The following is a 26,447-nucleotide window of genomic DNA, read 5'->3' as shown; positions in this document are numbered from 1 at the left end:
ATCGGCCTATTCTGCGGCGGGCAGGATGCGGCGCGCCCGCGCGGCCTGCGCCTGATAGTCTTCCTGCCATTCTGTCGGACCGTTTGACGGGCTGATCTGCACGGCCGTCACCTTGTATTCCGGGCAGTTTGTGGCCCAGTCGGAATAATCCGTGGTGATGACATTCGCCTGCGTTTCGGGGTGGTGGAACGTGGTATAGACCACCCCCGGGCTAACCCTGTCGGTCAGGGTGGCGCGCAGCGTGGTTTCCCCTGACCGGCTGGCCAGCTTGACCCAATCCCCGTCGGAAATGCCGCGAAGTTCCGCATCATGGGGGTGGATTTCCAGCAAATCCTGATCATGCCACACCACGTTTTCCGTGCGCCGTGTCTGCGCGCCCACGTTATATTGCGACAAAATGCGCCCTGTGGTCAGCAGCAGCGGGAACCGCGGGCCGGTTTTTTCATCCGTGGCCACATATTCGGTCACAATGAACCGCCCCTTGCCCCGCACAAACCCGTCCACATGCATCAGCGGCGTGCCATCGGGGTTTGCGTCATTGCAGGGCCATTGCACCGACCCTTTTTCTTCCAGCGTGGCATAATCCACACCTGCAAAACTGGGTGTTGTCAGCGCAATTTCATCCATGATCTGGCTGGGGTGGGTATAGCGCCAGTTCGCGCCCATCGCATTGGCCAGAAGCTGCGTCACTTCCCAATCGGCATAGCCATTGCGCGGGGCCATCACCTGACGCACACGGTTGATGCGCCGTTCGGCATTGGTGAATGTCCCGTCCTTTTCAAGGAAAGTTGAACCTGGCAGGAACACATGCGCGTAATTGGCAGTTTCATTCAGGAACAGGTCATGGACAATGACACATTCCATCGCCGCCAGCCCTGCGGCCACATGTTTGGTGTCAGGGTCCGATTGCAGAATATCCTCGCCCTGACAATACAGGCCCTTGAACGTGCCTGACACGGCCGCATCCAGCATATTGGGAATGCGCAGGCCCGGTTCAGGGTCAATTTCCACACCCCAGGCGGATTCAAAAATCGCGCGCACTTCGGGCAATTTGACATGCCGGTAGCCGGGCAATTCATGCGGGAATGACCCCATGTCGCACGACCCCTGCACATTGTTCTGGCCCCGCAGCGGGTTCACCCCCACACCGCGCCGCCCGACATTGCCGGTCAGCATGGCCAGATTGGCAATCCCCATCACGGTGGTGGACCCTTGCGAATGCTCGGTCACGCCCAAGCCGTAATAAATGGCGCCATTGCCGCCGGTGGCAAACAACCGTGCCGCCGCGCGCAATTCGGATGCGGGCACGCCGGTCAGCAATGCGGTGGCTTCGGGGCTGTGGCGCGGGTCGGACACGAATTCGGCATAATGCTGGAATTCGTCCCAGTCACAGCGGGTGCGAATGAAATCCTCATCCATCAGCCCTTCGGTGACAATGACATGTGCCATCGCGGTCACCACCGCCACATTGGTGCCAGGGCGCAAGGGCAGGTGATGCGCGGCCTTGTAATGCGGGCCTTGCACGGTTTCAGTGCGCCGCGGGTCCACAACAATCAGCTTCGCACCCGCGCGCAGGCGTTTTTTCATGCGGCTGGCAAATACCGGATGGCCTGCATGCGGGTTGGCACCAATCACCATGATGACATCGGCCTGCTCCACGCTGTCGAAATCCTGCGTGCCCGCGCTGGTGCCGAATGTCTGGCCCAACCCATAGCCAGTGGGCGAATGGCACACCCGCGCGCATGTGTCGGTGTTATTGTTGCCAAACACCGCGCGCGCCAGTTTCTGCACCAGATAGGTTTCTTCATTGGTGCAACGGCTGGAGGTGATCACCCCCACAGATTTGCGCCCGTATTGCGCCTGAATACCGCGCATTTTTGTGGCAGCAAAGGACAGCGCGTCCTCCCAGCTGACCTCTCGCCAGGGCTGGTCAATGCTGTCGCGGATCATGGGGTTCAAAATGCGGTCTTTATGATTGGCATAGCCATAGGCAAACCGCCCCTTCACGCAGCTATGGCCGCGATTGGCCTTGCCATGCTTATAGGGCACCATGCGCACCAACTGGTCGCCGTTCAATTCCGCCTTGAACGAACAACCCACCCCGCAATAGGCGCAGGTCGTAATCACCGATCGCGTGGGCGTGCCCAATTCGATCACGGATTTTTCCTGCAATGTGGCCGTCGGGCAGGCTTGCACGCAAGCCCCGCAAGATACGCAATCAGACGCCAGCGCCGTGTCGGATTTCGCCCCGAACGACACGCGGCTGTCAAAGCCGCGCCCTTCAATCGTCAGCGCAAATGTGCCTTGCACTTCCTCGCAGGCGCGCACACAGCGCGAACACACAATGCATTTCGCCGGGTCATAGGTGAAATACGGGTTGCTGTCGTCTTTGGGCAGGTAATCACGATTTGGCTCAAGGCTGGTGTCACGCGGCGCAAAATGATTGGCCAGCGCGCCACCCTCGGGCGCCTGATAGCGCACATCGCGCAACCCCACAGCGCCCGCCATATCCTGCAATTCGCAATCGCCATTGGCCGCACAGGTCAGGCAATCCAGCGGGTGGTCGCTGATATACAGCTCCATCACACCGCGGCGCAGCTTGCGCAACTTCTCGTTCTGGGTGTGCACCACCATGCCCGCCGCAACAGGCGTTGTGCAAGATGCGGGCGTGCCGCGCCGCCCCTCAATCTCGACCACGCATAACCGGCAAGACCCGAACGCCTCCACGCTGTCGGTCGCGCAAAGTTTCGGGATCGACAGGCCCGCCAGCGCCGCCGCGCGCATCACAGACGTGCCTTCTGGCACCGTCACATCAAACCCGTCAATCGACAACGTGACGGCCGCCCCCTCCCGCGCAGGGGTGCCCAGATCACGGTCATCAAACGGAATGACAAAATCTTTCATTGGACAAACCTTTGCTTCATCTTGCCAAAAATACTCAGGGGGGTTGCCAATCGGTGCGCCATCGGTTCCTGCACGGATTGGCAACGGGGGGCAACGCCCCCCGCCGGGGTGGCGCGCGCAGCGCGGCGCAATATACAGTCCGGCATCATTCCGCCGCCTCCTTCACGCGCGCGAAATCATCGGGGAAATGCGTCAGCGCCGACATCACAGGGAACGGCGTGAACCCGCCAAGCGCGCAAAGCGATCCATCCTTCATCGTCTCGCACAGGTCGGTCAACAACGGAATGGCCGCGCCGTCCCCTGCCGCAATCCGGTCGATGGTTTCCACCCCGCGCACCGCCCCAATGCGGCACGGTGTGCATTTCCCGCAGCTTTCCACCGCGCAGAATTCCATCGCAAACCGCGCCATCCGCAACATATCGGCGCTGTCGTCAAACACCACCAGTCCGGCATGCCCGATCAGCCCGCCTGCGGCGTCAAATTCTTCATATCCCAGCGCTGTGTCAAATTTTGACACGGGCATATAGGCCCCCAACGGCCCGCCCACCTGCACGGCCTTCACGGGCCTGCCGCTGGCCGTGCCGCCCGCAATGTCAGTGACCACATCCCCCAGCGACATGCCAAACGCCGTTTCAAACAACCCCCCGCGCGCCACGTTGCCCGCAATCTGCAGCGTCACGGTTCCGCGCGACCGGCCAAGGCCGAAATCCGCGTAAAACTGCGCGCCTTTTTCAAAAATCACCGGCACTGTGGCCAGTGAAATCACGTTATTGACGACAGTGGGCTGGCCAAGGAACCCTTCCAGCGCCGGAAGGGGCGGTTTGGCACGCACCACGCCGCGCTTGCCTTCCAGCGAATTCAGCAGGCTGGTTTCTTCACCGCAGACATAGGCACCGGCCCCTTTGCGGATTTCCAGATCAAACGCGCGGCCAGATCCCAGCACGTCCGGCCCCAGCACACCGGCGGCGCGCGCAATGTCCACTGCGCGCGTCATCACCGAAATCGCATCCGGGTATTCCGAGCGCAGATAGACATATCCGCGCGTCGCCCCCACGCCCAGACCCGCAATAATCATCCCTTCGATCAGCGTGAAGGGGTCGCCTTCCATGATCATGCGGTCAGCAAATGTGCCGCTGTCCCCTTCATCCGCATTGCAGACAATATATTTCTGCACGGCCTGCGCCTGCCGCACAGTGTTCCACTTGATGCCGGTTGGAAACCCCGCCCCACCGCGCCCGCGCAGGCCCGATATTGTGACTTCCTCCACAATCTGCGCGCTGGTCATGGCAATGGCACGCTTCAGGCCCGCAAGCCCGCCATGCGCCTGATAATCGTCCAGCGACAGCGGGTCGATGATCCCGCAGCGCGCAAATGTCAGGCGGGTCTGGCGCTGCATCCAGTCCAGTTTGTCCACAGGGCCAAGCGCCTTGTCACTGGTGCCATCAAGGATTGCGCCCGCGTCTTGCGGCGTGGCAGGGCCAAAGCCGTGGCGCTGGCCCTCCAGCTCAACCTCGACCAGCGGTTCCAGCCAGATCATGCCGCGCGTGCCGTTGCGCACCAACTCCACGGACACCCCGCGCGCGCGCGCCTGTTCCATGATCGCGGCGGCAACATCATCCGCGCCAAGGGCCAGCGCTGCGCTATCTGCAGGAACGTAAATTCTCATGCGCCCACCTCTGCCAGCAATTTATCCAGTTTTGCAGCGTCCACGCGGCCCATCACCTTGTCATCCAGCATCAACGCCGGGCCACAGGCGCACAGACCCAGACAGTAAACGGGTTCCACCGTGACCGCGCCATTGGCGGTTGTGCCGTGCCAGTCTATGCCCAGCTTGTGCAAGGTCGCTTCTGCCAGCGCATTCGCGCCCACGGATTGACAGGCTTCGGCGCGGCAAATCTTCAGAACATGCCGACCGGCGGGGGTTTCGCGGAAATCATGGTAAAAGCTGATGACACCATGCAATTCAGCGCGTGAAATATTCAATGCCTCAACAATCAGCGGGCTGGCCGCGTCGGGGACATGCCCGAATGCGTCCTGAAGCGCGTGCAATATTGGCAAAAGCGGGCCTTCAAGATGGGTATGCTGCGCGATAATGGCGCGCATATCCTCAAGATCGGGGGCTGGCGCGGAAAGGGTCATGGCTGGCCTCGTTGGTGTTTGGACGACCAAATCACAAGCCACCATACGAAATCAATATTTGTTTTCTGTTGATTGATAGCCAACAGCTATCAATGCACGGTGGATAACTGGCGCGCCTCGCGCAGAAGGGCGTCCAGAACCGGGGTGTGGGGTTCGCGCCATGGGGCCACAAGCCCCACGACATGGGGCGTCGCCGCACCGTGCAGCGGAATGGTGCAGACGGCCTTGCCGCTAGCCAGAAACCGCGCGCTGTCTTCGGGCATCACCGTCATCCAGCCCCCTTCTGCGACCATGGCCATCAGAACCACGGTCGAATTCGCCTCAATCCATGTTTCGGGGTCAATATCCACATCGGCGAAATTGCGGTTGATGATCCTGCGGTTTTGCATGTCAGGCGTCAGCAGGCACAGACGCTGCGCGCGCAATTCTTCCCACCCCACACTGTCACGCCCTGCAAACCGCGATGCGGCATCGCATACCAGCAGATAGCGTTCTTCGTATAATGGTTCGGTGCTGACGCGGCCCATGGGTTCGTTATCCAGATATGAGATGCCCGCATCCACATCCAGATTGTCCAGCATCGACAATATCTCGACCGAGGTGCGCGACAGGATGGTGAGCCGCACATTCGGGTGTTTCGCGCTGAATTTTGCGGCCAGCCGCGCCGCCCATGTCAGCGCTGTAGGAATAACCGCAACCCGCAACCGCCCTGACAGGCCATGCCGCTTGAAGCGCATTTCTTCCTTCAACTGGCGGCTGTCACCCACAATGCGCCGCGCCCAGACCAGCGCGGCCTGCCCTTCCGGTGTCAGCCCGCCATAGCGCGACCCCCGAAACACCAGTTGCACGCCAAGCTGTTCTTCCAGATGCTTTATGCCATTGGACAGCGACGGTTGGGTAATGCCCAGACTGGTGGCCGCGCGGCCAAAATGCCCTTCGCGCGCGACAGCAATGAACATTTCCAGCTTATCAAGCATGACAACGCTTTTCCTGATCGGGGTCGCGCCGCCTGAACCCGTCAGGCGATGCGGTGCAAGATATCTTGCTCAGTGGCAAAATCGGGGCTGGGCGGGGCCGCGGCGTCGGCGGCGGGAACGGTGAAGCGCAATCTGGCCAGCGTTCCGCTGCCGGCGGCCACGCGGCTTAGCGTCAGATCCCCGCCAAGCACCTTTGCAAATTGCCGCGCCACTGTCAGCCCCAGACTGTCAGAGGCGTCAAGATCGAATTCAGGCGGCAGGCCCGGCCCGTTATCGCGCATTTCCAGCATGGCGGCAATTTTCCCGTCCTCATCAGGGGGGGCGACACTCAGCGCCACATCAACGATGGTTTTGCCTGTTTGCGCAGCGCCGTGTTCGATGGAATTCATCATCAATTCGCTGGCAATCAGCCCCAGCGGAACCGCCGCCCCGTTCAGCAGGCGCAACGGCGCAGCCTTCAGGGTCAATGCGACGGGTGCAGATTCCTTCGCAACTTCAAGGGTATCTTGCAACACTTCGCGCAGGTAGTCGCCCGCGTCCACGGCCTGCACATCAATCGAATGCAGTCGGCGTTGCAACCGCGATATTGACGTGATCCGCGCCTGAGACGCCGTTAACGCGCGCCGCGCTTCCGCGTCCTTGGTTTGCGATGTCTGTAACCGCAACAAGGCCGCAATGGTCGCCAGATTGTTGGACACCCTGTGTTGCAATTCCGAAAACATCAGCGTGCGCGATTGCGCCAGCGCAGTGGCTTTCGCACGCGACAGCGAAAGTTCCTGCAACGCCCAGACCGCCGCCGAGATGAACAACACATCCGTGGCCGTGATCAGCACATAAAACCCGACCGCCAGCAACGCCCCGCTTGTCAGGCTCAGCGCCCCGACCGGCGCGATGAACCAATACCATGCAACCAGCCCACACACCACCGCCACTGCAATACCGCACCGTATGGAGGCGAAAACCAGCGACAGCATGACCGCCGGAAAAAACGTCAGAAAAGGAAACCCCGGTGGCAGAACGTCATCAAGGGCGAACCGCAACGCAGTCGCAACCCCCGCCGCCAGCACCCCGAAGGCAAGTTCGAACTGGACACTGCGCCGCGCCATCAAGGCGGCACTTAGACCGTTCATCAACCTTCCGAAATGCCTGCTATTGTCGAAAACTGTCGGGGGACTGATCGGATTCAAAAAGGCGTCCTGTTCGCGCTGGGGGGCTGTTCAAACGTCACCAGAACACCCCAACGGGGCATTCCGCACCAATAAAAATTGCCGATATCCCGCAAGGACGCAAGCGCATTGTTCCAGACATCCGCGCTTTGGGCGGAATACCCCAAGCCCCGCGCACAACCCGCCTGCTGGTTTCAGTCCGGGTCTTTCGGGTCGAACGCAATGAAAAACTGATGGGCGCAGAAAACCGCGATTGCGCCGAAAAGAATGCCGAAAAAGGGGTTTGCCGTCGCAAATTCAAATAACGCCCACCCAAAGCATAGCGCAGTAATGACCACCCTGCGCCACATGGGGCGGTAAAACGGGTGCTGCATGTCAAAAAATTTCATCGCTTTGGCCCTGCCGCATAATGGTTTCCAGCGACAGACCATAGGCAGCAGCGCGGGCAGACACAAGGACGCGCTGTCAGCGGACCACGGCGCGCCCCGCCCCTGTCGGTGATGGCGCAGGGGCGGCGGGTTTGCCCCTGCTGCCGCGCATTACCATGCGGCGGCCATCACGTCCGCCAGGTCGCGGGCCGACAGGACAACCGGGTTTGCCTTCATCGAGGATGATGTTGCCGCCGATTGCGCGGCCAAATGTGCATCCGCATCGCTTATGCCCTGCGCGTGCAACCCCGCAAGCCCGGCCTGCGCCGTCCAGTGTGCCAGCGTCGCAAACGCACCCTGTGGCGCGCCACCCAGTGCCGCCACGATCCAGCCGCGCACATCCTCAAGGCGGGCCAGCAAGTCCGGATCGCTGGCATGCGCGGCATTCGCGGCCAGCCCGTGGGGCAGTAGCGCCCCGCAAATTGCGCCATGCGCCGCCCCTGACAGCCCCCCCAGCGGACCGGCCAGACCATGCACAACACCAAGGCCCGCATTCGCCAGCGCAAGCCCGCCGCATAGGCTGGTCCATGCCAGCGCATCGCGCGCGCGCGCTTCCTCGCCGGTGTCAATCAACTGGCGCAGTGCAGCCAGACCCGGCGCAATCGCGCTGCGGCACAGCGCGTCGGTCATCGGGTTTGCACGGCTGGAAATATAGGGTTCAATGACCTGCGTGACAGCATCCAGCCCCGATGCAAGTGTAATCGCGCGCGGCGTGCCATCCGTCAATGCGGGGTCCACAATGGCCAGCGCAGGCAGCATGGCGGGGTCGCGCAAGGACACTTTGCGCCGGTGTTCTGCCACGGTGATAACAGCATTGCGTGTCACTTCGGCGCCGGTTCCGGCAGTGGTGGGAATGGCCACAACCGGCAAGGGCGCAACCTCCAGCGGCAGGCCCTGGCCCACAACTTCCAGATGGTCAAGGATGGGCCGGCGCGCAGGGGCCAGCGCGGCAATGGCCTTGGCCGTGTCAATGACCGCGCCCCCCCCAAGGCCGACAACCACCTGCGCACCGCCCCGCGCGGCAACGGTTCCCGCACTGACAAGCGGCAGGTCGGGTTCATGGCCCACGGCAAATTCAACGACATCACACCCAAGCTGTTCCAATGCCGCGCGCAACCACGCGCTGCGCGCCCCAGTGCGCCCGCGCACCAACAGCACATTGCGGCCCCTTTGCGCAATGCGGGCGGGCGCTGTGTCCGAACACCCGCGCCCGAACAGGATTTTCCCTGCCGTGCTGAACGAAAAACTGGACCTGTGCATCTGTATCATCCCCACTTGTCGACCCCGCCCCCGGCGTGTTTGGGGGCTAATTAGCACATTCCCCGCAAAATCCGAGGGGGGATATTGTGCGCAGCGGGTCAACGGTGGGGGATGCGCTGCGCCAGTGCCCCCAACCATGACACCACCTGCGACACAGTGCTTTGCTTTCGCCCCGCGTTTGACAGGGTATAATAATAGCAGGCCTCTGTATCGATTGCGGTTTGTGACAGTGCAATCAGGCGGCCATCGCGCAAATAGCTGGCAATCAGGGCTTCGCGGCAAATGGCCACGCCATGACCGGCAAGCGCTGCGTCCGTCAGCAGGTTGGACCCCGCCAGATACAACAGCCCCTTGGTTGGCGGTTCGGGCACTGCGCATTGCGCCGCGTTCGCCCAGTCGGACCACATGCGCGAATCCTCGTCCTGCAACAATCGCGCCGTCAGAATGTCAGCGTCATTTTGCATCGGGTGCCGCGCCAGATAGGACGGCGCGCAAACCGGAATCGCCTTGCCATTGACAAGGGGTTTCGCGCCAGCGGGCAAATCGCCACTTAGTGAAAACAGGATCGTCACATCAGGTTCGGGGGTCATGGGCTGGTCGGACTGGATGGTTGCCAGATGCAAGGCCACATTGGGGTGGCGTTCATGAAAGTGCGGCAGGTTCGGCAACAGCCAGTTCTGCGCCACCAAGGGCATGGCCGCCAGCGTTACCGGCAGGCGTTCGCGCATGGTCAGGCGGTCCACTTCATGGCGAATGCCGCTGAACCCGCGATGCACCACAAGCGCCAGACTTTCGCCCGCATCGGTCAGCTGAACGCGCCGCCCTTCGCGGATCATCAGGCGCACGCCGGACCATTCCTCGATCTGGCGCAACTGGTGGCCGATGGCCGATTGCGTGACATTCAGGTTTTCTGCCGCTGCCGCAATGGAGCCGTGCTTCCACACCGCTTCCAGAACGCGCATGGCTCGCAACGGGGGCAATCGGTCGCGCATCACATCTCGATTCACAAATAAAACTTGGGTAATCAGACTTTATTGAACTTTTTTATTTCATTCAAGCTTGTTACGCTGCCCCCAAGGCCCACCAGACCGCAGCACACCGCCGTCGAAGGAACGCAGGCACATGACCAGCACGCCCCCACTGGACCCGACCGACACAGCCCGGCTTCGACTGGCCATTGCGCAAACGACGTCCTCCAACACACATGCCGACAATATTGCCGCCTTGCAGGGCATTGCGCGTCAGGCTGCGGACCAGGGCGCACAGCTTCTGGCGCTGCCCGAAGCGGCGGGTTTGATGAACCGTGACAGGGCATCTGCGCGCCATTCGGTGACGACCGAAGACACCGATCCCTTTCTGGCGGCCTGCCGCGATACCGCGCGCGACTATGGCCTTTGGGTGCAAACCGGGTCCACCCCGGTTCTGGACCCGCCCGATGAACGGTTTCGTAACAGGGGACATATGATTGCCCCTGACGGCAGCATCGTCGCGCAATATGACAAGATCCATTTGTTTGACGTCAATCTGCCCGGCGAACCCCCGCGCCGCGAATCCGACCGCTATGCGCCCGGCGACCGCGCAGCGCTGGCGCGAACCCCTTGGGGCCTGTTCGCGTTGTCCATCTGTTATGACCTGCGGTTTCCACATCTGTTTCGGGATTATGCACAGGCAGGTGCGACAGTGTTGTTTGTGCCCTCTGCCTTCGCGTTAAGCACGGGACAGGCGCATTGGGAAATTCTGCTGCGCGCGCGGGCCATTGAAAACGGGTGTTTTGTTGTGGCGGCGGCGCAAAACGGGCATCATGCCGATGGACGCCAGACATGGGGCCATTCACTGGTGATTGACCCATGGGGTAAAGTGCTGGTGGATATGAAACAGGAAAACGGCGTCGCCCTTGTTGATCTGGACATGAATGCGGTCACCCGCGCCAGACAAATGATCCCCGCGCTGCAAAACACACGCCCCTATGCGAAACCCGAACTGCCGCAACCGGGCGCACCGGCCGACCGATAATAACAAGAAAAACCAACATCCCCCCAACCTGACAGGAAGGACCTGAACATGCTGTTCAAAAGATTATGCTTCGCTTCCGCGCTGGCACTAAGCGTCAGCATCCCCGCTTTGGTTGCCGCCCAAGACCGCCCGACACTGAATTTCGCGGTCGACAACCTGTGGCCCACGATGGACCCCGTGATCGGGATTTCCACCACCGGCGGGCGCGTGCATTCCAATATCTTCGAGACATTGGTGCAGCGCAATTATTTTGAAGATCCTGACGGGAATGAACTTATCCCCGGACTGGCCACGTCATGGGAACGCACATCGGATACAGTGTGGACATTGACCATCCGCGAAGGGGTCACGTTCCACAATGGTGACCCCATGACCGCCGCAGATGTGGCGTTCTCGCTGTCGGCAGAACGCCTGTGGGGGGATGCACCCATGGCACCGCGCGGGGCAAGTTTTGCCAGTGGGCTGGTGCGCGTGGAAGCAATTGACGATTACACAGTCGAGTTGGAAACCGAATTCCCCGACGCAACCTTCATCGCGCGGCTGACAACCCCCATCGGGTTTGTCCTGCCAAAGGCGTATTACGAGTCTGTGGGCACTGACGATTTTGGCCAGAACCCTGTTGGGACCGGCCCTTACCGCGTGGTGGATTTCGACCCATCCACCCGCCTGACCGCCGAAGCCTTTGACGGGTATTGGGGCAGTGATCCGCTGTTCAGTTCCATCAGCTGGAATGTGATTTCGGAATACTCCACGCGCTATGCCGGTCTTGTCTCCGGCGAGTTTGATCTGATTGTCAGCATCCCGACCGACCAGCTTAGCGTTGTGGAAAATACCGACGGCGTTAACCTGCTGGTGTCACAGGTGGGCAATTACCCGATGTTCGCGTTCAACACGCTGGATATTGACGGCATGGAAGACAACCCCATCATGGATGCCGATCTGCGCAAGGCCATGGTCATGGCCGTGGATATGGACACATTGGCGCGCGCGCTGTGGGATGATGCCACCTATGCGCCCACACCCTTCAACTTTCCTGAATATGGCGACTACCACGACCCCGACCGACAGGCCACCTATGGCTATGACCCCGAACGCGCTGCCGAGTATCTGGCGCGCAGTGGCTATAACGGGGAAACGCTGCGCTGGCATATCGTGCGCGGGTTCTTCCCCAATTATGAAACTGCCGCCGAATTCATGGTCGAGGAATGGGCCGATCTGGGCATAAACGTGGAAATCCGCATTCTGGACAATTTCGCGCTGGCCTATGAACGCCCCTTCCACCTGCTGAATATGTCGATGTCGTCAGAATTCACCGGCGACCCGTACCGTCCGCTGTGGCTGGATTGGGGGCCGGGGTCCAACCGTGTGATCGCCAGCCACCGGACATGGGAACCGACCGAAGGATTCCTTGAAGCGGGCCAGCGTTTTGCGCGCGCGCAGGAATTTGACGAACGGTATGCGGCCTACAGGGACCTGCTGGCCGAATGGGAAGATGTGATGCCCGCAATGTATCTGTGGCGCAATGTCCAGACATTTGCCATGCGCGACGGGCTGGAATTCGACCCCGGCAGCACACAGGTTACTGTGTTCGATGAACGCTACGTCACCCTGACCGAGTGATCGATGACACAGGCAGGGCACCCCGTCCTTGGGTTGCGCGATCTTAGTATCGCGCTGCCCCATGGCAGTGACCGCGATTTTGCGGTGCAGGACATTTCGCTGACAGTGCAGGCGGGCGAATGTGTCTGTCTGGTGGGCGAAAGCGGATCGGGAAAATCAATCACGGGGCAGGCCATCATGGGCATGATCCCGCCTGCCCTGACCCGCCATTCAGGGCAGGTCAGCTTTTGTGGCCGCGCATTGGATCTGGACCAGCCGCATGCCATGCAAGCCCTGCGCGGGCGCGAGATTGGCATGATCTTTCAGGAACCGACCGCCAGTCTGGACCCGATCATGCGCGTGGGTGCGCAAATCAACGAAGTGCTGGCCGTTCATGGCATGCACGAGCGCACACAGCGCCGCGCGCGCCTGCGCCAGTTGCTGGAGGCCGTCCACCTGCCGGACCCAGACCGCATTGCGCAATCCTATCCGCATGAATTGTCGGGCGGGCAGGCGCAGCGCATTGTCATCGCCATGGCGCTGGCCCATGACCCCAAGCTGATCATCGCGGATGAACCCACCACCGCGCTGGATGTCACCACACAGGCCGAAATCCTGCGCCTGCTGAAGGGGTTGCAACAGGCCCAAGGGTCGGGGTTGTTGTTCATCACCCATGATCTGGGCGTGGTGGCCGATATTGCCGACCATGTCATCGTCATGCAGCATGGGCGCATCGTGGAACAGGGCCGCCGTGATGAATTCTTTTCCGCGCCCCAGCACCCCTATAGCCGCAAATTGCTGGCCGCCCTGCCGCAGCGCAGGCCGGGGGCGGCGCCCTGCCCCACCCCCCCTCCGGTTGTGCTGGAAGCGCGCGATATTTCCCTGACCTATCGCAAACCTGCCGGTTTGCTGGGCCATACCCGTGTGCAGGCCGTGCGCGATGTGTCATTGCACCTGCGGCGCGGCCAGACGCATGGCATTGTCGGCGAAAGCGGGTCTGGGAAATCCTCTTTCGTGCGGTGCCTGCTGCATCTGGAACGGTTTGACAGTGGCAGCGTGCATATTGACGGGCAAGACACCGCAATATGGGGCGGCACCCTGCCCCGCAGCCTGCGGCAGCGCATCCAGATTGTCTTGCAAGACCCCTATACCGCGCTGAACCCCCGCCAGCGCATCGGCGACACCATTGCAGAAGCCGCGCAAATTCACGGGGCCAGCCGCGATGACGCCCGCGCCCGCGCGCGCGATCTGCTGGAACTGGTCGGGCTGACGCCGGCCGCTTATGCACGCTATCCGCATGAATTTTCCGGCGGGCAGCGCCAGCGCATCTGCATTGCGCGCGCCCTTGCCCCCGAACCCGAAATCCTGATTGCAGATGAAGCGGTTTCCGCGCTGGATGTGTCCATTCAGGCGCAAATTCTGGCCCTGTTCCGCGATCTTCAGGACCGGCTGGGATTCGCCATTTTGTTTGTCACCCATGATTTGCGCGTGGCCAGCGCCATTTGCGACGATGTTACTGTCATGCGCGCGGGCCGCGTGGTCGAACAGGGGCCAATGGCGCGCATATTCGACGCCCCCGGCGCGGACTATACCCGCCAGTTGCTGGATGCGATGCCCGACAGGCAGAATTTCGCACTGTCCGGGGTGTTGGCACAGGCGGCGCAGGCACAGTTTCCCACAGACGGGGTGGCCCCATGACACGGATTATCCTGTTCAAGACCTTGCGCGCGATCATCACGCTTCTGGTGGCGGTGACATTGGTTTTCCTGTTCATCCGCCTGTCGGGCGACCCTGCTGTCGCGCTGGCCCCGCCAGATGCGCCCCCCGCCGTGATCGAGGAATACCGCCAGCGGCTGGGATTGGATCAACCGTTATGGACACAATACCTGTCCTATATCGGCGGCATGTTTCAGGGCAATTTCGGCTATTCCATCCATACCGGACGCAGCGCACCGTCGCTGTTCATGGACAGGTTGCCTGCAACCTTGCTGCTGGGCCTGACCGCGCTTGGCATTTCGGTGGTGCTGGGTGTCACATTGGGCACCATCGCAGCGCTGCGGCATAATTCGGCCATTGACCGCATGGTGATGTCCTTTTCGGTCTTTGCCTTTGCCATGCCGAATTTCTTTTTCGGGCTGTTGGTGGTGCTGACGGGGGCGTTGGTGTTCGGGGTCTATTTCGGCGGGTCGGGGGCCACGCGCACTCTGGGCCAGTTGCTGGCGCCTGCGGCGACATTGGGACTGGCCACAATGGGGTCTTTTGCACGGTTCACGCGCTCGTCCTTGCTGGAAACACTGAACAAGCCCTTCATGACAGCGCTTGCCGCGCGCGGTGTGCCCTTTCGGCGCCGGTTGCTGCGCCATGCGGCCCCCAACGCGGCCATTCCGGTGGTTACCATGCTGGGCCTTAGCCTTGGGGGTATTGTGGCGGGGGCCGTGGTGACAGAACAGGTGTTCAGCTGGCCCGGCGTGGGGCAATTGCTGATCCGGTCGGTGGAAACCCGCGACATCGCGGTGTTGCAATTCATCGTGCTGATGATTGCGCTGGTCATGACCATAACCAACCTGCTGGTTGATCTGCTGTATCTGGCACTTGATCCGCGCATGAGAGGGGGCAGAAATGGCTGAGCACACCACATTATCAGCCGCGCGCATTCCGTTCGTCGTGCGCTTGTCGATGGGGTTTCTGGCGTTGTTTGTCCTGTTTGCCATGTTCGGCACATGGCTGACCCCATATGGGTTCCGCGAAACCGCCCTGATGCACCGGCTGGAGGCACCGGGCCTGTTTGGCAGCGGGTCAGACTATATTCTGGGCACGGATGCGCGCGGGCGTGATCTGGTCGCGCGGCTGGCTGTGGGGGCGCAGATCACGCTTCTGGTGGCAGTCGTGGGCACGCTGATCGGCACCATATTCGGGTCCCTGCTGGGGCTGATTGCGGCGGCGCGGCGCGGCTATACGGAAGCCGCCATCATGACAGCGGTGGATGTGCAATTATCCCTGCCCATCATTGTGGTGGCGCTGTTTGTTCTGGCGATGTTTGACAACAGTTTCACCCTTTTGGTGCTGCTGATCGGGTTCACAGGATGGGAAGCCTATGCGCGGCTGGTCCGGGCGGCCACGCTATCGGCAAAAACCCAAGGCTATGTTACCGCGCAGCGGGTTCTTGGGGCGGGGGCCGCGCGCATTTATCTGCGCCATATCCTGCCCAATGTGTTCAATGTCATTCTGGTGCAGTTCACCGTAAACCTGCCGCTGACAATATTACTGGAAACCGCGCTTAGTTTTCTGGGCCTTGGGGTTCAGCCCCCCATGACAAGCCTTGGCCAGATCATGAGCGAGGGGCGCGACAGGCTGCTGAACGCATGGTGGCTGACACTTCTGCCCGGCACGCTGATCTTCCTGCTGGCGTTGTCCATTTCGTTGGTGGGGGACTGGCTGCGCGACCGGCTGGACCCCACATTGCGCGGTCGCCAGATCGCATGATCCCACACCTGGAAACAAGGAAACGGTATGTATACCGCACATGAAATGCCCCCGCAGGTGCCACAGGCCGATCTGGACCTGCTGGCGCAAGCAGAAACCGCAACGATCGGACATTTTCGCCATATCGGGTTCATGGATATTGCGCTGCGCCCCCTGCACCCCGGCCAGCGGATTTGCGGCACGGCGGTAACATTGGCGCTGCCGTCGCTGGATTCGTCGATGCTGCATTATGCGCTGTCGGACATGCGCGCAGGCGATATTCTGGTGATTGACCGGCTGCAGGACCAGCGCTTTGCCTGTATTGGCGGGGGGGTGGCATTGGCCGCGCTGGCCGCAGGCGTTGCCGGGGTCATTGTGGATGGCCCTTGCACGGACCCGTCAGAAATAATTGACGCGGGCCTGCCGCTGTGGTCGCGCGGCATTTCGCCCATAACCACGCGCATGGCCAATATCGGCGGGGCGCTGAATATTCCCGTGTCCTGCGGCGGGGCCGTCGTTTTGCCCGGTGATGCCATTCTGGCCGATGAAAGCGGCATTATCGTTCTGCGCCCCCATGAAGTTGTCGAAACCGCCACCGAGGCAATCAACCGCCAAAACCGCGGTGCGGAACGTCAGGACATGCTGCGCCGCGGTGTCACCCGCATTGGGGATTTGTCCGGCGCACGCGACCGCGTGGCCAAGGCCTTGGCGGGGCCAGACAGCTAAAGCGTGGCGCCGTAAAGCTGCCATTCCTGTTCCGTCACCTGCATGGCCAGCGCGTCATGTTCACCGCGCTTGACCGCTGCGAATACCTGATGCAACGGCGCGCCAAGAATGGCGTTCATCGCCTTGGACGTTGCGAATTGGTCAATGGCGTCCAGCCAGCTGCGCGGCAGGGGCGGGGAATCCGCGCACCCGTCCCGCCCTGCCGCACCCGGTGCGCAGCCCGCCGCCATCCCGTCCAGCGCCGCCCCCAGCACCACAGCCGCCACCAGATAGGGGTTGGCATCCACCCCGGGCACGCGATGTTCGAAATGGCGGGTCTGTGCGGCACCGGCGGGAATGCGCAAGGCCACGTTGCGATCATCGGCCCCCCATGAATTGGACGCGGGCGAATAGACCGCGCCCGCAAACCGGCGCCAGCTGTTCAGCACCGGCGCCAGAACCAGCATCGAGCAGGCCATACTGTTGCGAATACCGCCAATCGCGTGCAGCATGGGCGGGGCCAGCCCCCCCGCGCTTGGGTCAGCAAAGATATTGGCGCCTGTTGCATCCATCATCGACAGGTGCAGATGCATCCCGGAACCAGAGCTTTGCGCAAAGGGTTTCGACATGAAACACGCCTCCATCCCGAAACGCCGCGCGGTGCTGCGCAGGACCCGCTTCGCGCGCACAATATCATCCGCCGCATGCGCCAGATCGCGGTAGCGCAGCGTCAGTTCAAACTGGCCCGCAGCGTATTCGGAAATCAAACTTTCCATCGGGACATCCAGCGCGGCCGCAGCTTCATAGACCGCCTCAAAGAAGGGCGACATCTCGTCAAGTTCGTCCACCGACATGCAATTGGTGCCCGACAGCCTGCGGCGTGTCAACGCCGCGCGCGCGGGCTGGGGTTTGCCGCCCGCATCCCGGTCCTTGTCGACAAGGTAAAATTCCAGTTCAAACGCCCCCATCGGCCTGTAGCCCATTGCGTCCGCGCGCGCGATCTGGCGCATCATGGCATTGCGCGGATCAAGCGGCGATGGATCGCCAGCCGGTGTTTCCATTTGCAACAACACCAGGCCCCGCCCGTTTGCCACCTGATACCCCAGCGTATTGGGCACCGGCCAACACCGGCTGTCCCCCCCGCCATCATCCATCAGCGCGATTGCCGCGCCAATGTCATGGCCCGACACATCCTGTGCAAACAGGGATGCAGGCATGCCCCGCCCGGATTGGAACAGGCTTTGCAGTTCATGACGGCGAATTGTCTTACCCCGCCCGATGGCGTGCAGATCACTTAGAACAATATCTATCGCCTGCACATCCGGCCAAGCGTCCAGAAAGTCCTGCGCTTCGGAAAGCGGCGCTTTCTGAAGGGGCGCATCTGGTGTCATGGTCGTCTTATCCCGGGCATTTGCGCGATGTGTATACTGCGTTTCCGGCCAATGTATAGAACCTGTTTCACGCGGCCATTGCCGGCGGGACCGCGCATTGTCAGGGGTTGGGCACGTCCAGCCCGCTGGGCACATGCGGGGGCACACCCAACCGGCCCGCCAATGCCTGCGCATCGCTCAGGCTGTGCAAAAAGGCAACGATATCCGCAATGTCGCTGTCACTTAGCAAAATGGGCGGGGTGTGCACGGCGTCGCGTATCGCGCCCAGTTCAACAGGGTCATCCATGATCTGCCAGTCGTCCACGGGCAAAGCGGGCAAGATGACCTGCGCGCGGTCATAGCGCGCCAAGGCGGCCACTGGGTCGGCATGGTCGCGGATGAACCCAGCCAGCGTGGCATGTGACCCTGCATGCCCATAAGGCGCTGTGTGCGCCGCATTGCGCAAGGACGGCGTGCGAAACGCGAACGCATCTTCTGTCCGCCCTGTTACGCGCATGCGCCCTGTGTCGCGGCGGTGCGATTCAAAGCGCGCGGCCTTGCCCGGCCCCAGTTGCGGCACGCCGCGCGCGTGAAACCCGTGATCGGTCTGGAACGTGCCGGAATGGCAACTGGCGCAGGTGGCGCGCCCGTAAAACAGCCCCATCCCGCGCGCGGCATCATCGGGCAAGGTGCCCTGACCGCGCAGATAGGCATCAAACGGGCTGGTATCGGACCGGAATTCAACCGCCACAAACGCCGCGACAGCATCAGAGATATGCGTAAACGCAATATCATCCGGGGTGGCAATATCGTCATGCGTGGCCACAAACCGCGCGGCATAATCTGGAATGTCGCGCACCCGCTGCGCGATCAGGTCCCACGCGCCGCCCGCGCCGGTAATGCGGCCTTGCCGCACGGCCTGCGCGATTTCGTTTTCACTGTAGTGACCGGCCATTTCATCTGGGCTAAGCACCGGGAACATGTTCTGCGCCGACAGAAGCGAGGCAAACCCCGCCATCATATCCCCTTCCAGCGGTGTGCGCAGGCCAGTTTCGCGGGTTGGGTCAACCTCTATGCGGCCATCATGGAACATACGCGTGAATTCATGCGCCCCAAGGTTCCACAGCGCAGGCGAATTGCGCGGAATGCGCTGTTCGGGCATATTGCCCGCATCGGCCACCCGTGCAGGCCCAAGGCCCCTGCCCCCGTCGCCCAAACCCAGCGACACCCCGTCAGATGTGCCAAAAGCGGGGTGGTGGCATGTGGCACAGGCCACTTCGCGGTTGCCTGACAGGATGGGGTCATAGAATAAATGCCAGCCAAGCCGCACCAGTTCGGGCGGATGGCTGGCGAAATCAGCGTCACCTGCCGCAGCGGGCAAGGGCAATTCAGCCAGGGCACTGGCGCACCCCAACCCGGCCGCCGCCGCCAGCCCCAAAGCGATTCTGCGCATCGCGCCCCCCTGCGTCCTTCTTGCTGCACACAATGCCGTATCATCAGGGGCGGCGGCAAGGGGCAAGGGGGGGGCCACGCCGTCAGCCTTGGGCAACAACCGGCGTCCAGACCCCGCCCGCCTGTGATGACCGAACACAGGCATCAATGAAACGCATGCCTGACAGCCCGTCCGAAATTCCCGGCAAAACCCCACCGGCGGACGCGCTGCCCGCATCATGGGCACGGATGGCGTCAGCCGCTTCGCGGTAGAGCGTGGCAAACCCTTCAAGATACCCTTCGGGATGGCCTGCGGGGGTGCGCGTTGTGGCAAGGCCCGCGTCATTGGCCCCCGCGCCTGCGCGCGTCAGAATTTGTGTGGGCTGGCCAAAGCGGGTAAACTGCATCTGATTGGGGTTTTCCTGCGCCCAGTCAAGCCCGCCCTTGTCGCCATGAAGGCGCAACCGCAGCGCGTTTTCATTGCCAACGGCCACTTGCGATGCCCAGAGCATGCCCTTGGCCCCGCTGGCATAGCGCAGCAAGACATGGGCATTGTCATCCACGGCGCGCCCGTCCACAAAACTGGACAGGTCAGCGGCCAGCGCATCAGGCGTTTGGCCAGTGACAAATTCCGCCAGTTGCCACGCATGGGTGCCAATATCGCCAATGGCCCCCCCTGCACCAGACCGCGCGGGGTCCGTGCGCCATTCGGCCTGTTTGCCAGTTGCCGCTTCGGTCAGCCAGTCCTGCACATATTCGACATGCACCAGCCGCAAGCGCCCCAATTCGCCCTGCGCGACCATATCGCGCGCCTGCCGGATCAGTGGATAGCCCGAATAATTATGCGTCAGCACAAACAGCTTGCCCGATTGCGCCACCGCCTGTTCCAGTTGCAGCGCGTCATCCAGTCTGGACGCCAGCGGCTTGTCACAAATCACATGAATGCCCGCGCGCAAGAAGGCCAGCGCGGCGGGGATATGCATATGGTTGGGCGTGACAATCGCAACTGCGTCTATGCCATCATGGCGCGCAGCTTCGGCCTGCGCCATCTGCGCGAAGCTGTCATAGCTGCGGTCCGGCGCGATCCCAAGGGCGGCAGCGGAGGTGTGCGCGCGGGCGGGGTCCGATGACAGCGCGCCCGCGACCAGGTCCCACTGCCCGTCAATGCGCGCGGCAATGCGGTGAACGCCCCCGATAAACGCGCCTTCACCGCCGCCCACCATGCCCAGTTTCAAACGCGCACTCATCGTTCAATTCCCAGCATGGCGCGGATTTGCGCAATATCGGTCTGGCCGCCTGCAAAATCATCGAACGCCTTGTCGGTCACATCGATGATATGTTGCGCAATGAAGGGCGCGCCTTCGGCGGCCCCTTGTTGGGGGGATTTCAGGCAACATTCCCATTCCAGCACGGCCCAGCTGTCATAATCATACTGCGCCAGTTTGGAAAAAATCGCGGCGAAATCAACCTGCCCGTCACCAAGGCTGCGAAAGCGCCCCGCGCGGTTCAACCATGGCTGATAGCCGGAATACACGCCCTGCCGCCCATCGGGGTTGAATTCGGCATCCTTGACATGGAAGGCGCAGATCCGGTCATGATAAATGTCGATGAACGCCAGATAATCCATTTGTTGCAGCAGGAAATGCGACGGGTCGTAATTGATGCGCGCGCGGGTGTGACCGTCCAGCGCGTCCAGGAACATTTCCCATGTCGCCCCGTCAAAGACATCTTCGCCGGGGTGAATTTCATAGCCGATATCGACGCCGTTTTCGTCATAGGCATCAAGGATGGGACGCCAACGCCGCGCCAGTTCGGCAAAGGCCTCCTCGATCAGGCCAGCGGGGCGTTGGGGCCACGGATACAGGAACGGAAACGCCAAAGACCCGGTGAAACTGACGGATGTGGTCAACCCCAGATGGCGGCTGGCGCGCGCGGCTTTTGTGACCTGATCGACGGCCCATTCCTGCCGCGCTTTCGGGTTGCCATGCAGTGCCTTGGGGGCGAACGCATCGAATGCCACGTCATAGGCGGGGTTTACCGCAACAAGCTGGCCTTGCAGATGGGTGGACAATTCGGTGATTTCCACACCTGCCGCCGCGCAAATTCCTTTGATCTCGTCGCAGTAATCCTTGCTGTCGGCAGCGCGGTCCAGATTGAACAGGCGCGCATCGAATGTGGGGATTTGCACGCCCTTATAGCCCAATGATGCAGCCCAATGCGCAATCCCTTCCAAGGTATTGAAAGGGGCGTCATCGCCAGCGAATTGTGCCAGAAACAGGGCGGGACCCTTAATTTTTGCGGGCATTGGTCTTCCTCGTGGTTTTGTGTGCGTGGGCCGTGTGCCGCTTAGGGCTGGCCCGTTTCGGGACTATAGTCGAAACTGCGAAACAGCGCGGGCCGCGCCTGTCCGGTAATGTCAAACGCTGCCATCCCGACAAACGCCCCGGTGAAAGAGCCATGCTCCCCGCGACCGCCTTCATCCGATATGACAGACGCATCCAGCGCAGGCCCAAGCGCCACCCAGTCCCCGCCCTGATGCCAGTAAAACTGTTGCACCGCGCGGCTGACCTTGACCGCCAGCCATACAGGGCCGGGGTTCAGGGCCACAGCGTCGCAAGGCCAGTGCAGCGCCCCATCCGGCCAATCCCCCGCGCAGGACATGATTGTCAGGCACCGGCCAAGGGTTTCGTCCCATGTGACCGCCGCAAAATGGAACTTGCTGCGGTTGTAATAGGTCACCAACCCCGCCGCCTGTTGATAGGTGTCGGGCGCAAATTCGGCCAGTTCGGTTTCCGCGCGGTAGTGCAAATGTTCCTGCCTGCGCGCGACAAGCGATTGTTCAAACCAGCTGCCAATGCTTTCGCGGGCATGCAGGCACAGGGCATCGCCTGTCAGGGTGAACAAGCGGTCAGGGTGCGGGCTGCGCAACCACTGGAATTCGGGCGGCAGGTCTGGTTCATCAAACCTGCGCCGTATCGCTTTGGGCGCGCGCGGGGCCACATTCACAGGGGCAGGCACGTCCAGCGCGGGCACCGGCCCGCCATGCGCCAGATACAGCCAGCCATCATCGGCCCAGACACATTTTTGTATCGCGGTTTCGCGCCCCAGCGGTGAAAACCGCCCCGGAAGCGGGCGCGAACACAGATGGGTGTGATACACCTCGCCTTGCGGGGTTTCCACAATCTGGCCGTGGCCCGCGCGCTGCAAGGGCGCGTCGGGGTGGTCCTTGGACGTGATCAGGTGCGTATCGGGGTGCAACTCATAGGGGCCATCAATCTGGCGCGCGCGCGCCATGGTGACAGCATGACCATAGCCCGTGCCCCCTTCGGCGGTGGTCAGGTAATAATAGCCCCCCCGCTTGAACAGATGCGGCCCTTCGACCAGCCCCAGCGGACTGCCGGGAAAGATGTTGCGCACCGGCCCTGTCAGCCCGTGTTCGGGGTGCCATTCCTGTAACAAAATCCCGTCAAAGGCAGGGCTTTTGGGTTGGCCGCCCACGGACCGGCCACGGTGGTTCCACTGCATGTTCACGAACCATTTGCGCCCGTCATCGTCGTGGAACAGCGACGGGTCAAACCCCGATGAATTCACATAGATCGGGTCCGACCATGGCCCTTCTATCGCGGGCGCGGTGACAATGTAATTATGCGCATCCTTGAAATTGCCATCCAGTCGCTTGACATCAGTATAGACCAGCCAGAACAGCCCGTCAGCATGCGACAGGCAGGGCGCCCAGACACCGCAACTGTCGGGGTTGCCGCGCATGTCCAGCTGGCGCGCGCGGCTCAGGGGCCGGCAGGCCAGATCCCAGTTCACCAGATCGCGGGAATGGTGGATCTGCACACCGGGGAACCATTCAAAAGTTGAAGTGGCAATGAAATAGTCGTCGCCCACGCGGCAGATGGACGGGTCCGGGTTGAAACCCGGTAGAATGGGGTTGCGGATCATCTTGTTACACCTCCCTTGCTGCGGGCTGTTTGCGCGCGTGTGCAGTCATGCCAGCAGCGCCTGCGCGTCATCCGGGGTCAGGGCCTGTGGCCGTTCGCAACTGGTGGTGATGTCCAGCACCGTGCCCGCATCGGCAGCGTTCAGTATTGCGGTCATCACATCCACCACATGCAGCGCAAATTCCAGATTGCAGCGATGGGGCCGCCCCTCGACAATGCCCACAGCCATATCGGCCAGTCCGGCCGCGCGGTAATTGGCATTTACCCCGTCATTGGCACGCGCAAACGGGTGGTCCCATGCCACACCAGATGATGTGAACGCGGCCCTGGACGTCATGCGCACTTCGCCCCCGAAGAAATTGGGGTCGGGCACATGCAAGGTGCCATGCTGGCCATACAGTTCCATGGGCGCATGGCCATGTTGCCACACATCCCAACTGGCGCAATAGGTCACCTGCGCGCCAGACTGGAACTGCAAGATTGCGTGTATGGTGGTGGGGGTTTCCACAGTGATTTTTTCGCCATGGCGGGGTTGGGATGTGATGGTGCGTTCGGCCTGCGCGCTCATGCTCATGGCTGTCACGCGTTTGACCGGCCCCAGAAGCTGCACAAGGTTGGAAATGTAGTATGGCCCCAGATCCAGGATTGGCCCGCCACCGGGCTTGAAAAAGAAATCAGGGTTGGGGTGCCACATCTCCATGCCCGGACTTTGGACAAAACAGGTGCCCGAACTGACCTTGCCCACGCGCCCAGTATCCACCAGATGGCGCGCAAGCTGATGTGCGCCACCCATGAAGGTGTCGGGCGCAGACCCCACGCGCAGGCCCTTTTGCGCAGCTTTCGCAGCCAGCGCCTGCCCTTCGGCCAGCGACAGCACAAAGGGCTTTTCGGAATAGACATGTTTGCCCGCGTCCAGAATTTGCATGGACACGTCAAAATGCGCGGCGGGCACTGTCAGGTTAACGATGATATCAATGTCATCGGCGGCCAGAAGCCCATCCACAGTTTCCGCACGCAGGCCGAATTCCGCCGCGCGCGCCCTGGCCGCATCTGCGTTCAAATCTGCGCAGGCGCGCATTTCAATTCCACGAAACAGCGGCGCAAGGCGCATATATGCCGCCGAGATATTGCCACAGCCCAGAACCCCGATACCCAGTGTTTTTGTCATGCTATGCCCCTTAGAACTGGCGGAAATTGGTGATTGAACGGCGCGCGAAGCGGGCCAGATCATTGGGGTTGTCATGTTCCATCACGAACAGGCTGACACCATTGCCGCGCAAGGCGTCCATGATCGCGGGCCAGTCCATGGTGCCGTGGCCCACATCGGCCCAGCCGTCTTCATCCGCGCATTGCCCTTCAGGGGCGATGTCCTTGACATGGGCGGCGGTGATGCGCGCCCCGTGCTGCGCAATCCAGTCCAGCGGGTCACCCCCGCCACGCACAATCCACGCAATGTCAGCTTCCCATTCCATGGATGGCGCGCCGTCCAGCAACAGCGCCATGGGAATTTCGCCACTGGCCAGCGGCATGAATTCCCAATGATGGTTGTGCCAGCCAAAACGCAGGCCCGCATCCTGCACGCGCTTGGCCGCCACGTCCAGCCGCCCGGCCAGATCGCGCCATGCCTGCGCATCCACCCCGTGGCGATAGGCATCATCAGGGGCGGGGCAATACAGCTGTTTGACACCCAGCGCCCTGGCAGTGGCGATGGTCTTGTCGAACTGGTCTTCAAAGCTGGCCAGCGGGAAGAAATGCGCCGATGGCATGCTTAGCCCGCGCGCATCCAGCGCAGCGCGAAGCGCGCCCGCATCGTCATAGACGCCGCCGAACCCTTCGACCTGCGTGTAACCAAGCGCGGCCAACTGGTCCAGAACCCCATCCCATGGGGTGAAATTGCGCGCGGAATAAAGCTGGAATGAAACATCCATGGTGTTTTCCTTCTTGGAGTGTTGGTTAAGCGCTACAGGCGCGCTTCACTTTTCTTGTCAAACAGCGACAGGCGGGCAGGGTCGAACCCGATGGGCACCGTGTCGCCAATGGCGATTTGCGCCTGTCCGTCCATGCGGAAGCGCAGTTCCTGTTCACCCACCTTGGCCCAAACCTGTGTGTCGGACCCCATGGGTTCAACCATGTCGACATAGGCGTTCAATTGCACCGGCTGCGATTGCGCCAGCACGCCCGCTTGCACATGTTCGGGGCGCAGGCCCAGCCAGACGGGGCCGGATACAGGCGCGCTGGTGAAATCATAGCCTTGCACCGAATGCGCCATACCGCGCCCCGTGTCAAAATGCTGGCGTCCTGCGTCCAACTGGCCGGAAATAAGGTTCATCGCGGGCGACCCTATGAACCCCGCCACATATTTGTTGACCGGACGGTTATAAATTTCAGCCGGGGGGGCAAGCTGCATGATCTGGCCGCCTTTCATGATGGCGATACGGTCTGCCAGCGTCATGGCCTCGACCTGATCATGGGTGACGTAGATCATGGTATTTTTCAGCTTATGGTGCAGCCGCTTGATTTCCACCCGCAAATCAGCGCGCAGTTTCGCATCCAGATTGGACAGCGGTTCGTCGAACAAAAACACATCCACATCGCGCACCAAGGCCCGCCCGATGGCCACACGCTGGCGCTGCCCCCCTGACAGGGCCGCAGGCTTGCGCTTCAGCAGCGGTTCGATTTGCAGCACTTCCGCCGCACGCGCAATGCGCTGTTCTATTTCCGGCTTTGGCACGCGGGCGTTTTTCAATCCGAAGGCCAGATTGCCCTCGACCGTCATTTGCGGGTAGAGTGCATAGCTTTGGAACACCATGCCGATGCCGCGCCTGGAGGGTTCTTCCCATGTCACATTCCTGCCCTGAATGTGGATTTCCCCGTCGGTAATGTCCAACAGCCCCGCGATACAGTTCAGCAGCGTGGATTTACCGCAGCCCGAAGACCCCAGAAGCACCAGAAATTCACCCTGCCCCACATCAAGGTTCAGGTTTTCCAGCACCGTGACAGCGCCAAAAGCAAGTTTCAGTTCTTTGATAGAGATGGAATTTGTCAT

Annotated in this window: 22 protein-coding genes; 6 read left to right on the top strand and 16 right to left on the bottom strand. The window is 61.5% G+C overall.

Annotated features, from left to right (window positions below; all coding sequences use genetic code 11):
• Window positions 1-6 precede the first annotated feature (6 nt).
• The 8 genes from fdhF to ACTZWY_RS14495 form a co-directional block, all read right to left on the bottom strand.
• Window positions 7-2,904, bottom strand: a complete 2,898-nt coding sequence (gene fdhF / locus ACTZWY_RS14530; RefSeq protein ID WP_444791429.1) for a formate dehydrogenase subunit alpha — start codon at window positions 2,902-2,904, stop codon at window positions 7-9.
• 145 nt (window positions 2,905-3,049) lie between these two features.
• Complete coding sequence (locus ACTZWY_RS14525) at window positions 3,050-4,570, bottom strand: formate dehydrogenase beta subunit (protein WP_444791428.1); 1,521 nt, start codon at window positions 4,568-4,570, stop codon at window positions 3,050-3,052.
• Window positions 4,567-5,043 (bottom strand): formate dehydrogenase subunit gamma, encoded by a 477-nt coding sequence (locus ACTZWY_RS14520; RefSeq protein WP_444791427.1) that lies wholly within the window; start codon window positions 5,041-5,043, stop codon window positions 4,567-4,569. The genes ACTZWY_RS14525 and ACTZWY_RS14520 overlap by 4 nt, the downstream gene beginning before the upstream one ends.
• An 89-nt stretch (window positions 5,044-5,132) precedes the next feature.
• Window positions 5,133-6,020 (bottom strand): LysR family transcriptional regulator, encoded by an 888-nt coding sequence (locus ACTZWY_RS14515; protein WP_444791426.1) that lies wholly within the window; start codon window positions 6,018-6,020, stop codon window positions 5,133-5,135.
• 41 nt (window positions 6,021-6,061) lie between these two features.
• Window positions 6,062-7,150: a sensor histidine kinase gene (locus tag ACTZWY_RS14510; RefSeq protein ID WP_444791425.1), complete on the bottom strand. Its 1,089-nt coding sequence runs from the start codon at window positions 7,148-7,150 to the stop codon at window positions 6,062-6,064.
• A 230-nt stretch (window positions 7,151-7,380) separates the two neighbouring features.
• On the bottom strand, window positions 7,381-7,575 hold the full coding sequence (locus ACTZWY_RS14505; protein WP_444791424.1) for a hypothetical protein: 195 nt from the start codon (window positions 7,573-7,575) through the stop codon (window positions 7,381-7,383).
• A 150-nt stretch (window positions 7,576-7,725) separates the two neighbouring features.
• The gene (locus ACTZWY_RS14500) at window positions 7,726-8,874 is read right to left on the bottom strand and encodes an iron-containing alcohol dehydrogenase (protein WP_444791423.1); all 1,149 of its coding nucleotides are present in this window, start codon (window positions 8,872-8,874) and stop codon (window positions 7,726-7,728) included.
• 98 nt (window positions 8,875-8,972) lie between these two features.
• Window positions 8,973-9,866, bottom strand: a complete 894-nt coding sequence (locus ACTZWY_RS14495) for a LysR family transcriptional regulator (protein WP_444791422.1) — start codon at window positions 9,864-9,866, stop codon at window positions 8,973-8,975.
• 130 nt (window positions 9,867-9,996) lie between these two features.
• Between ACTZWY_RS14495 and ACTZWY_RS14490 the strand changes: the two genes are divergently transcribed.
• Genes ACTZWY_RS14490 through ACTZWY_RS14465 form a run of 6 tightly spaced genes read left to right on the top strand, consistent with a single transcriptional unit; the run spans window position 9,997 to window position 16,674 of the window.
• Complete coding sequence (locus ACTZWY_RS14490; protein ID WP_444791421.1) at window positions 9,997-10,887, top strand: carbon-nitrogen hydrolase family protein; 891 nt, start codon at window positions 9,997-9,999, stop codon at window positions 10,885-10,887.
• Between the two features lie 48 nt (window positions 10,888-10,935).
• Window positions 10,936-12,507 carry an ABC transporter substrate-binding protein gene (locus tag ACTZWY_RS14485; protein WP_444791420.1) on the top strand — a complete coding sequence of 524 codons (1,572 nt, stop codon included), beginning with the start codon at window positions 10,936-10,938 and terminating at the stop codon, window positions 12,505-12,507.
• Window positions 12,508-12,510: 3 nt separating this feature from the next.
• On the top strand, window positions 12,511-14,184 hold the full coding sequence (locus tag ACTZWY_RS14480) for a dipeptide ABC transporter ATP-binding protein (RefSeq protein ID WP_444791419.1): 1,674 nt from the start codon (window positions 12,511-12,513) through the stop codon (window positions 14,182-14,184).
• The gene (locus ACTZWY_RS14475; protein WP_444791418.1) at window positions 14,181-15,113 is read left to right on the top strand and encodes an ABC transporter permease; all 933 of its coding nucleotides are present in this window, start codon (window positions 14,181-14,183) and stop codon (window positions 15,111-15,113) included. The genes ACTZWY_RS14480 and ACTZWY_RS14475 overlap by 4 nt, the downstream gene beginning before the upstream one ends.
• A complete protein-coding gene (locus ACTZWY_RS14470; protein ID WP_444791417.1) occupies window positions 15,106-15,969 on the top strand; it encodes an ABC transporter permease in 864 nt (287 codons plus the stop codon). The genes ACTZWY_RS14475 and ACTZWY_RS14470 overlap by 8 nt, the downstream gene beginning before the upstream one ends.
• A gap of 27 nt (window positions 15,970-15,996) precedes the next feature.
• Entirely contained in the window at window positions 15,997-16,674 is a 678-nt protein-coding gene (locus ACTZWY_RS14465; RefSeq protein ID WP_444791416.1) for an RraA family protein, read from the top strand.
• On the opposite strand, the gene ACTZWY_RS14460 is transcribed toward ACTZWY_RS14465, so the two are convergent.
• The 8 genes from ACTZWY_RS14460 to ACTZWY_RS14425 all read right to left on the bottom strand — a co-directional run bounded on the left by ACTZWY_RS14460 (window position 16,671) and on the right by ACTZWY_RS14425 (window position 26,447).
• Window positions 16,671-18,044, bottom strand: a complete 1,374-nt coding sequence (locus ACTZWY_RS14460; protein WP_444791415.1) for a glutamine synthetase family protein — start codon at window positions 18,042-18,044, stop codon at window positions 16,671-16,673. The two genes, ACTZWY_RS14465 and ACTZWY_RS14460, sit on opposite strands and share 4 nt — an antisense overlap.
• A 100-nt stretch (window positions 18,045-18,144) precedes the next feature.
• A complete protein-coding gene (locus tag ACTZWY_RS14455; RefSeq protein WP_444791414.1) occupies window positions 18,145-19,476 on the bottom strand; it encodes a cytochrome-c peroxidase in 1,332 nt (443 codons plus the stop codon).
• Between the two features lie 82 nt (window positions 19,477-19,558).
• The gene (locus ACTZWY_RS14450) at window positions 19,559-20,701 is read right to left on the bottom strand and encodes a Gfo/Idh/MocA family protein (protein WP_444791413.1); all 1,143 of its coding nucleotides are present in this window, start codon (window positions 20,699-20,701) and stop codon (window positions 19,559-19,561) included.
• Window positions 20,698-21,759 (bottom strand): sugar phosphate isomerase/epimerase family protein, encoded by a 1,062-nt coding sequence (locus ACTZWY_RS14445; protein WP_444791412.1) that lies wholly within the window; start codon window positions 21,757-21,759, stop codon window positions 20,698-20,700. Before ACTZWY_RS14445 ends, ACTZWY_RS14450 begins: the two co-directional genes overlap by 4 nt.
• A gap of 41 nt (window positions 21,760-21,800) precedes the next feature.
• Window positions 21,801-23,402 carry a glycoside hydrolase family 43 protein gene (locus ACTZWY_RS14440; protein WP_444791411.1) on the bottom strand — a complete coding sequence of 534 codons (1,602 nt, stop codon included), beginning with the start codon at window positions 23,400-23,402 and terminating at the stop codon, window positions 21,801-21,803.
• Window positions 23,403-23,447: 45 nt separating this feature from the next.
• A complete protein-coding gene (locus tag ACTZWY_RS14435) occupies window positions 23,448-24,569 on the bottom strand; it encodes a Gfo/Idh/MocA family protein (protein ID WP_444791410.1) in 1,122 nt (373 codons plus the stop codon).
• A 10-nt stretch (window positions 24,570-24,579) separates the two neighbouring features.
• Window positions 24,580-25,329, bottom strand: coding sequence for a sugar phosphate isomerase/epimerase family protein (locus ACTZWY_RS14430; RefSeq protein ID WP_444791409.1), 750 nt, complete (start codon window positions 25,327-25,329; stop codon window positions 24,580-24,582).
• A 32-nt stretch (window positions 25,330-25,361) separates the two neighbouring features.
• Complete coding sequence (locus tag ACTZWY_RS14425) at window positions 25,362-26,447, bottom strand: ABC transporter ATP-binding protein (RefSeq protein WP_444791408.1); 1,086 nt, start codon at window positions 26,445-26,447, stop codon at window positions 25,362-25,364.

Source organism: Roseinatronobacter sp. NSM, from assembly GCF_052379845.1.
Lineage (GTDB): Bacteria > Pseudomonadota > Alphaproteobacteria > Rhodobacterales > Rhodobacteraceae > Roseinatronobacter.
The sequence above is the reverse complement of the archived record's forward strand: the minus strand, read 5'-3'. Positions and strand labels throughout refer to the sequence as shown.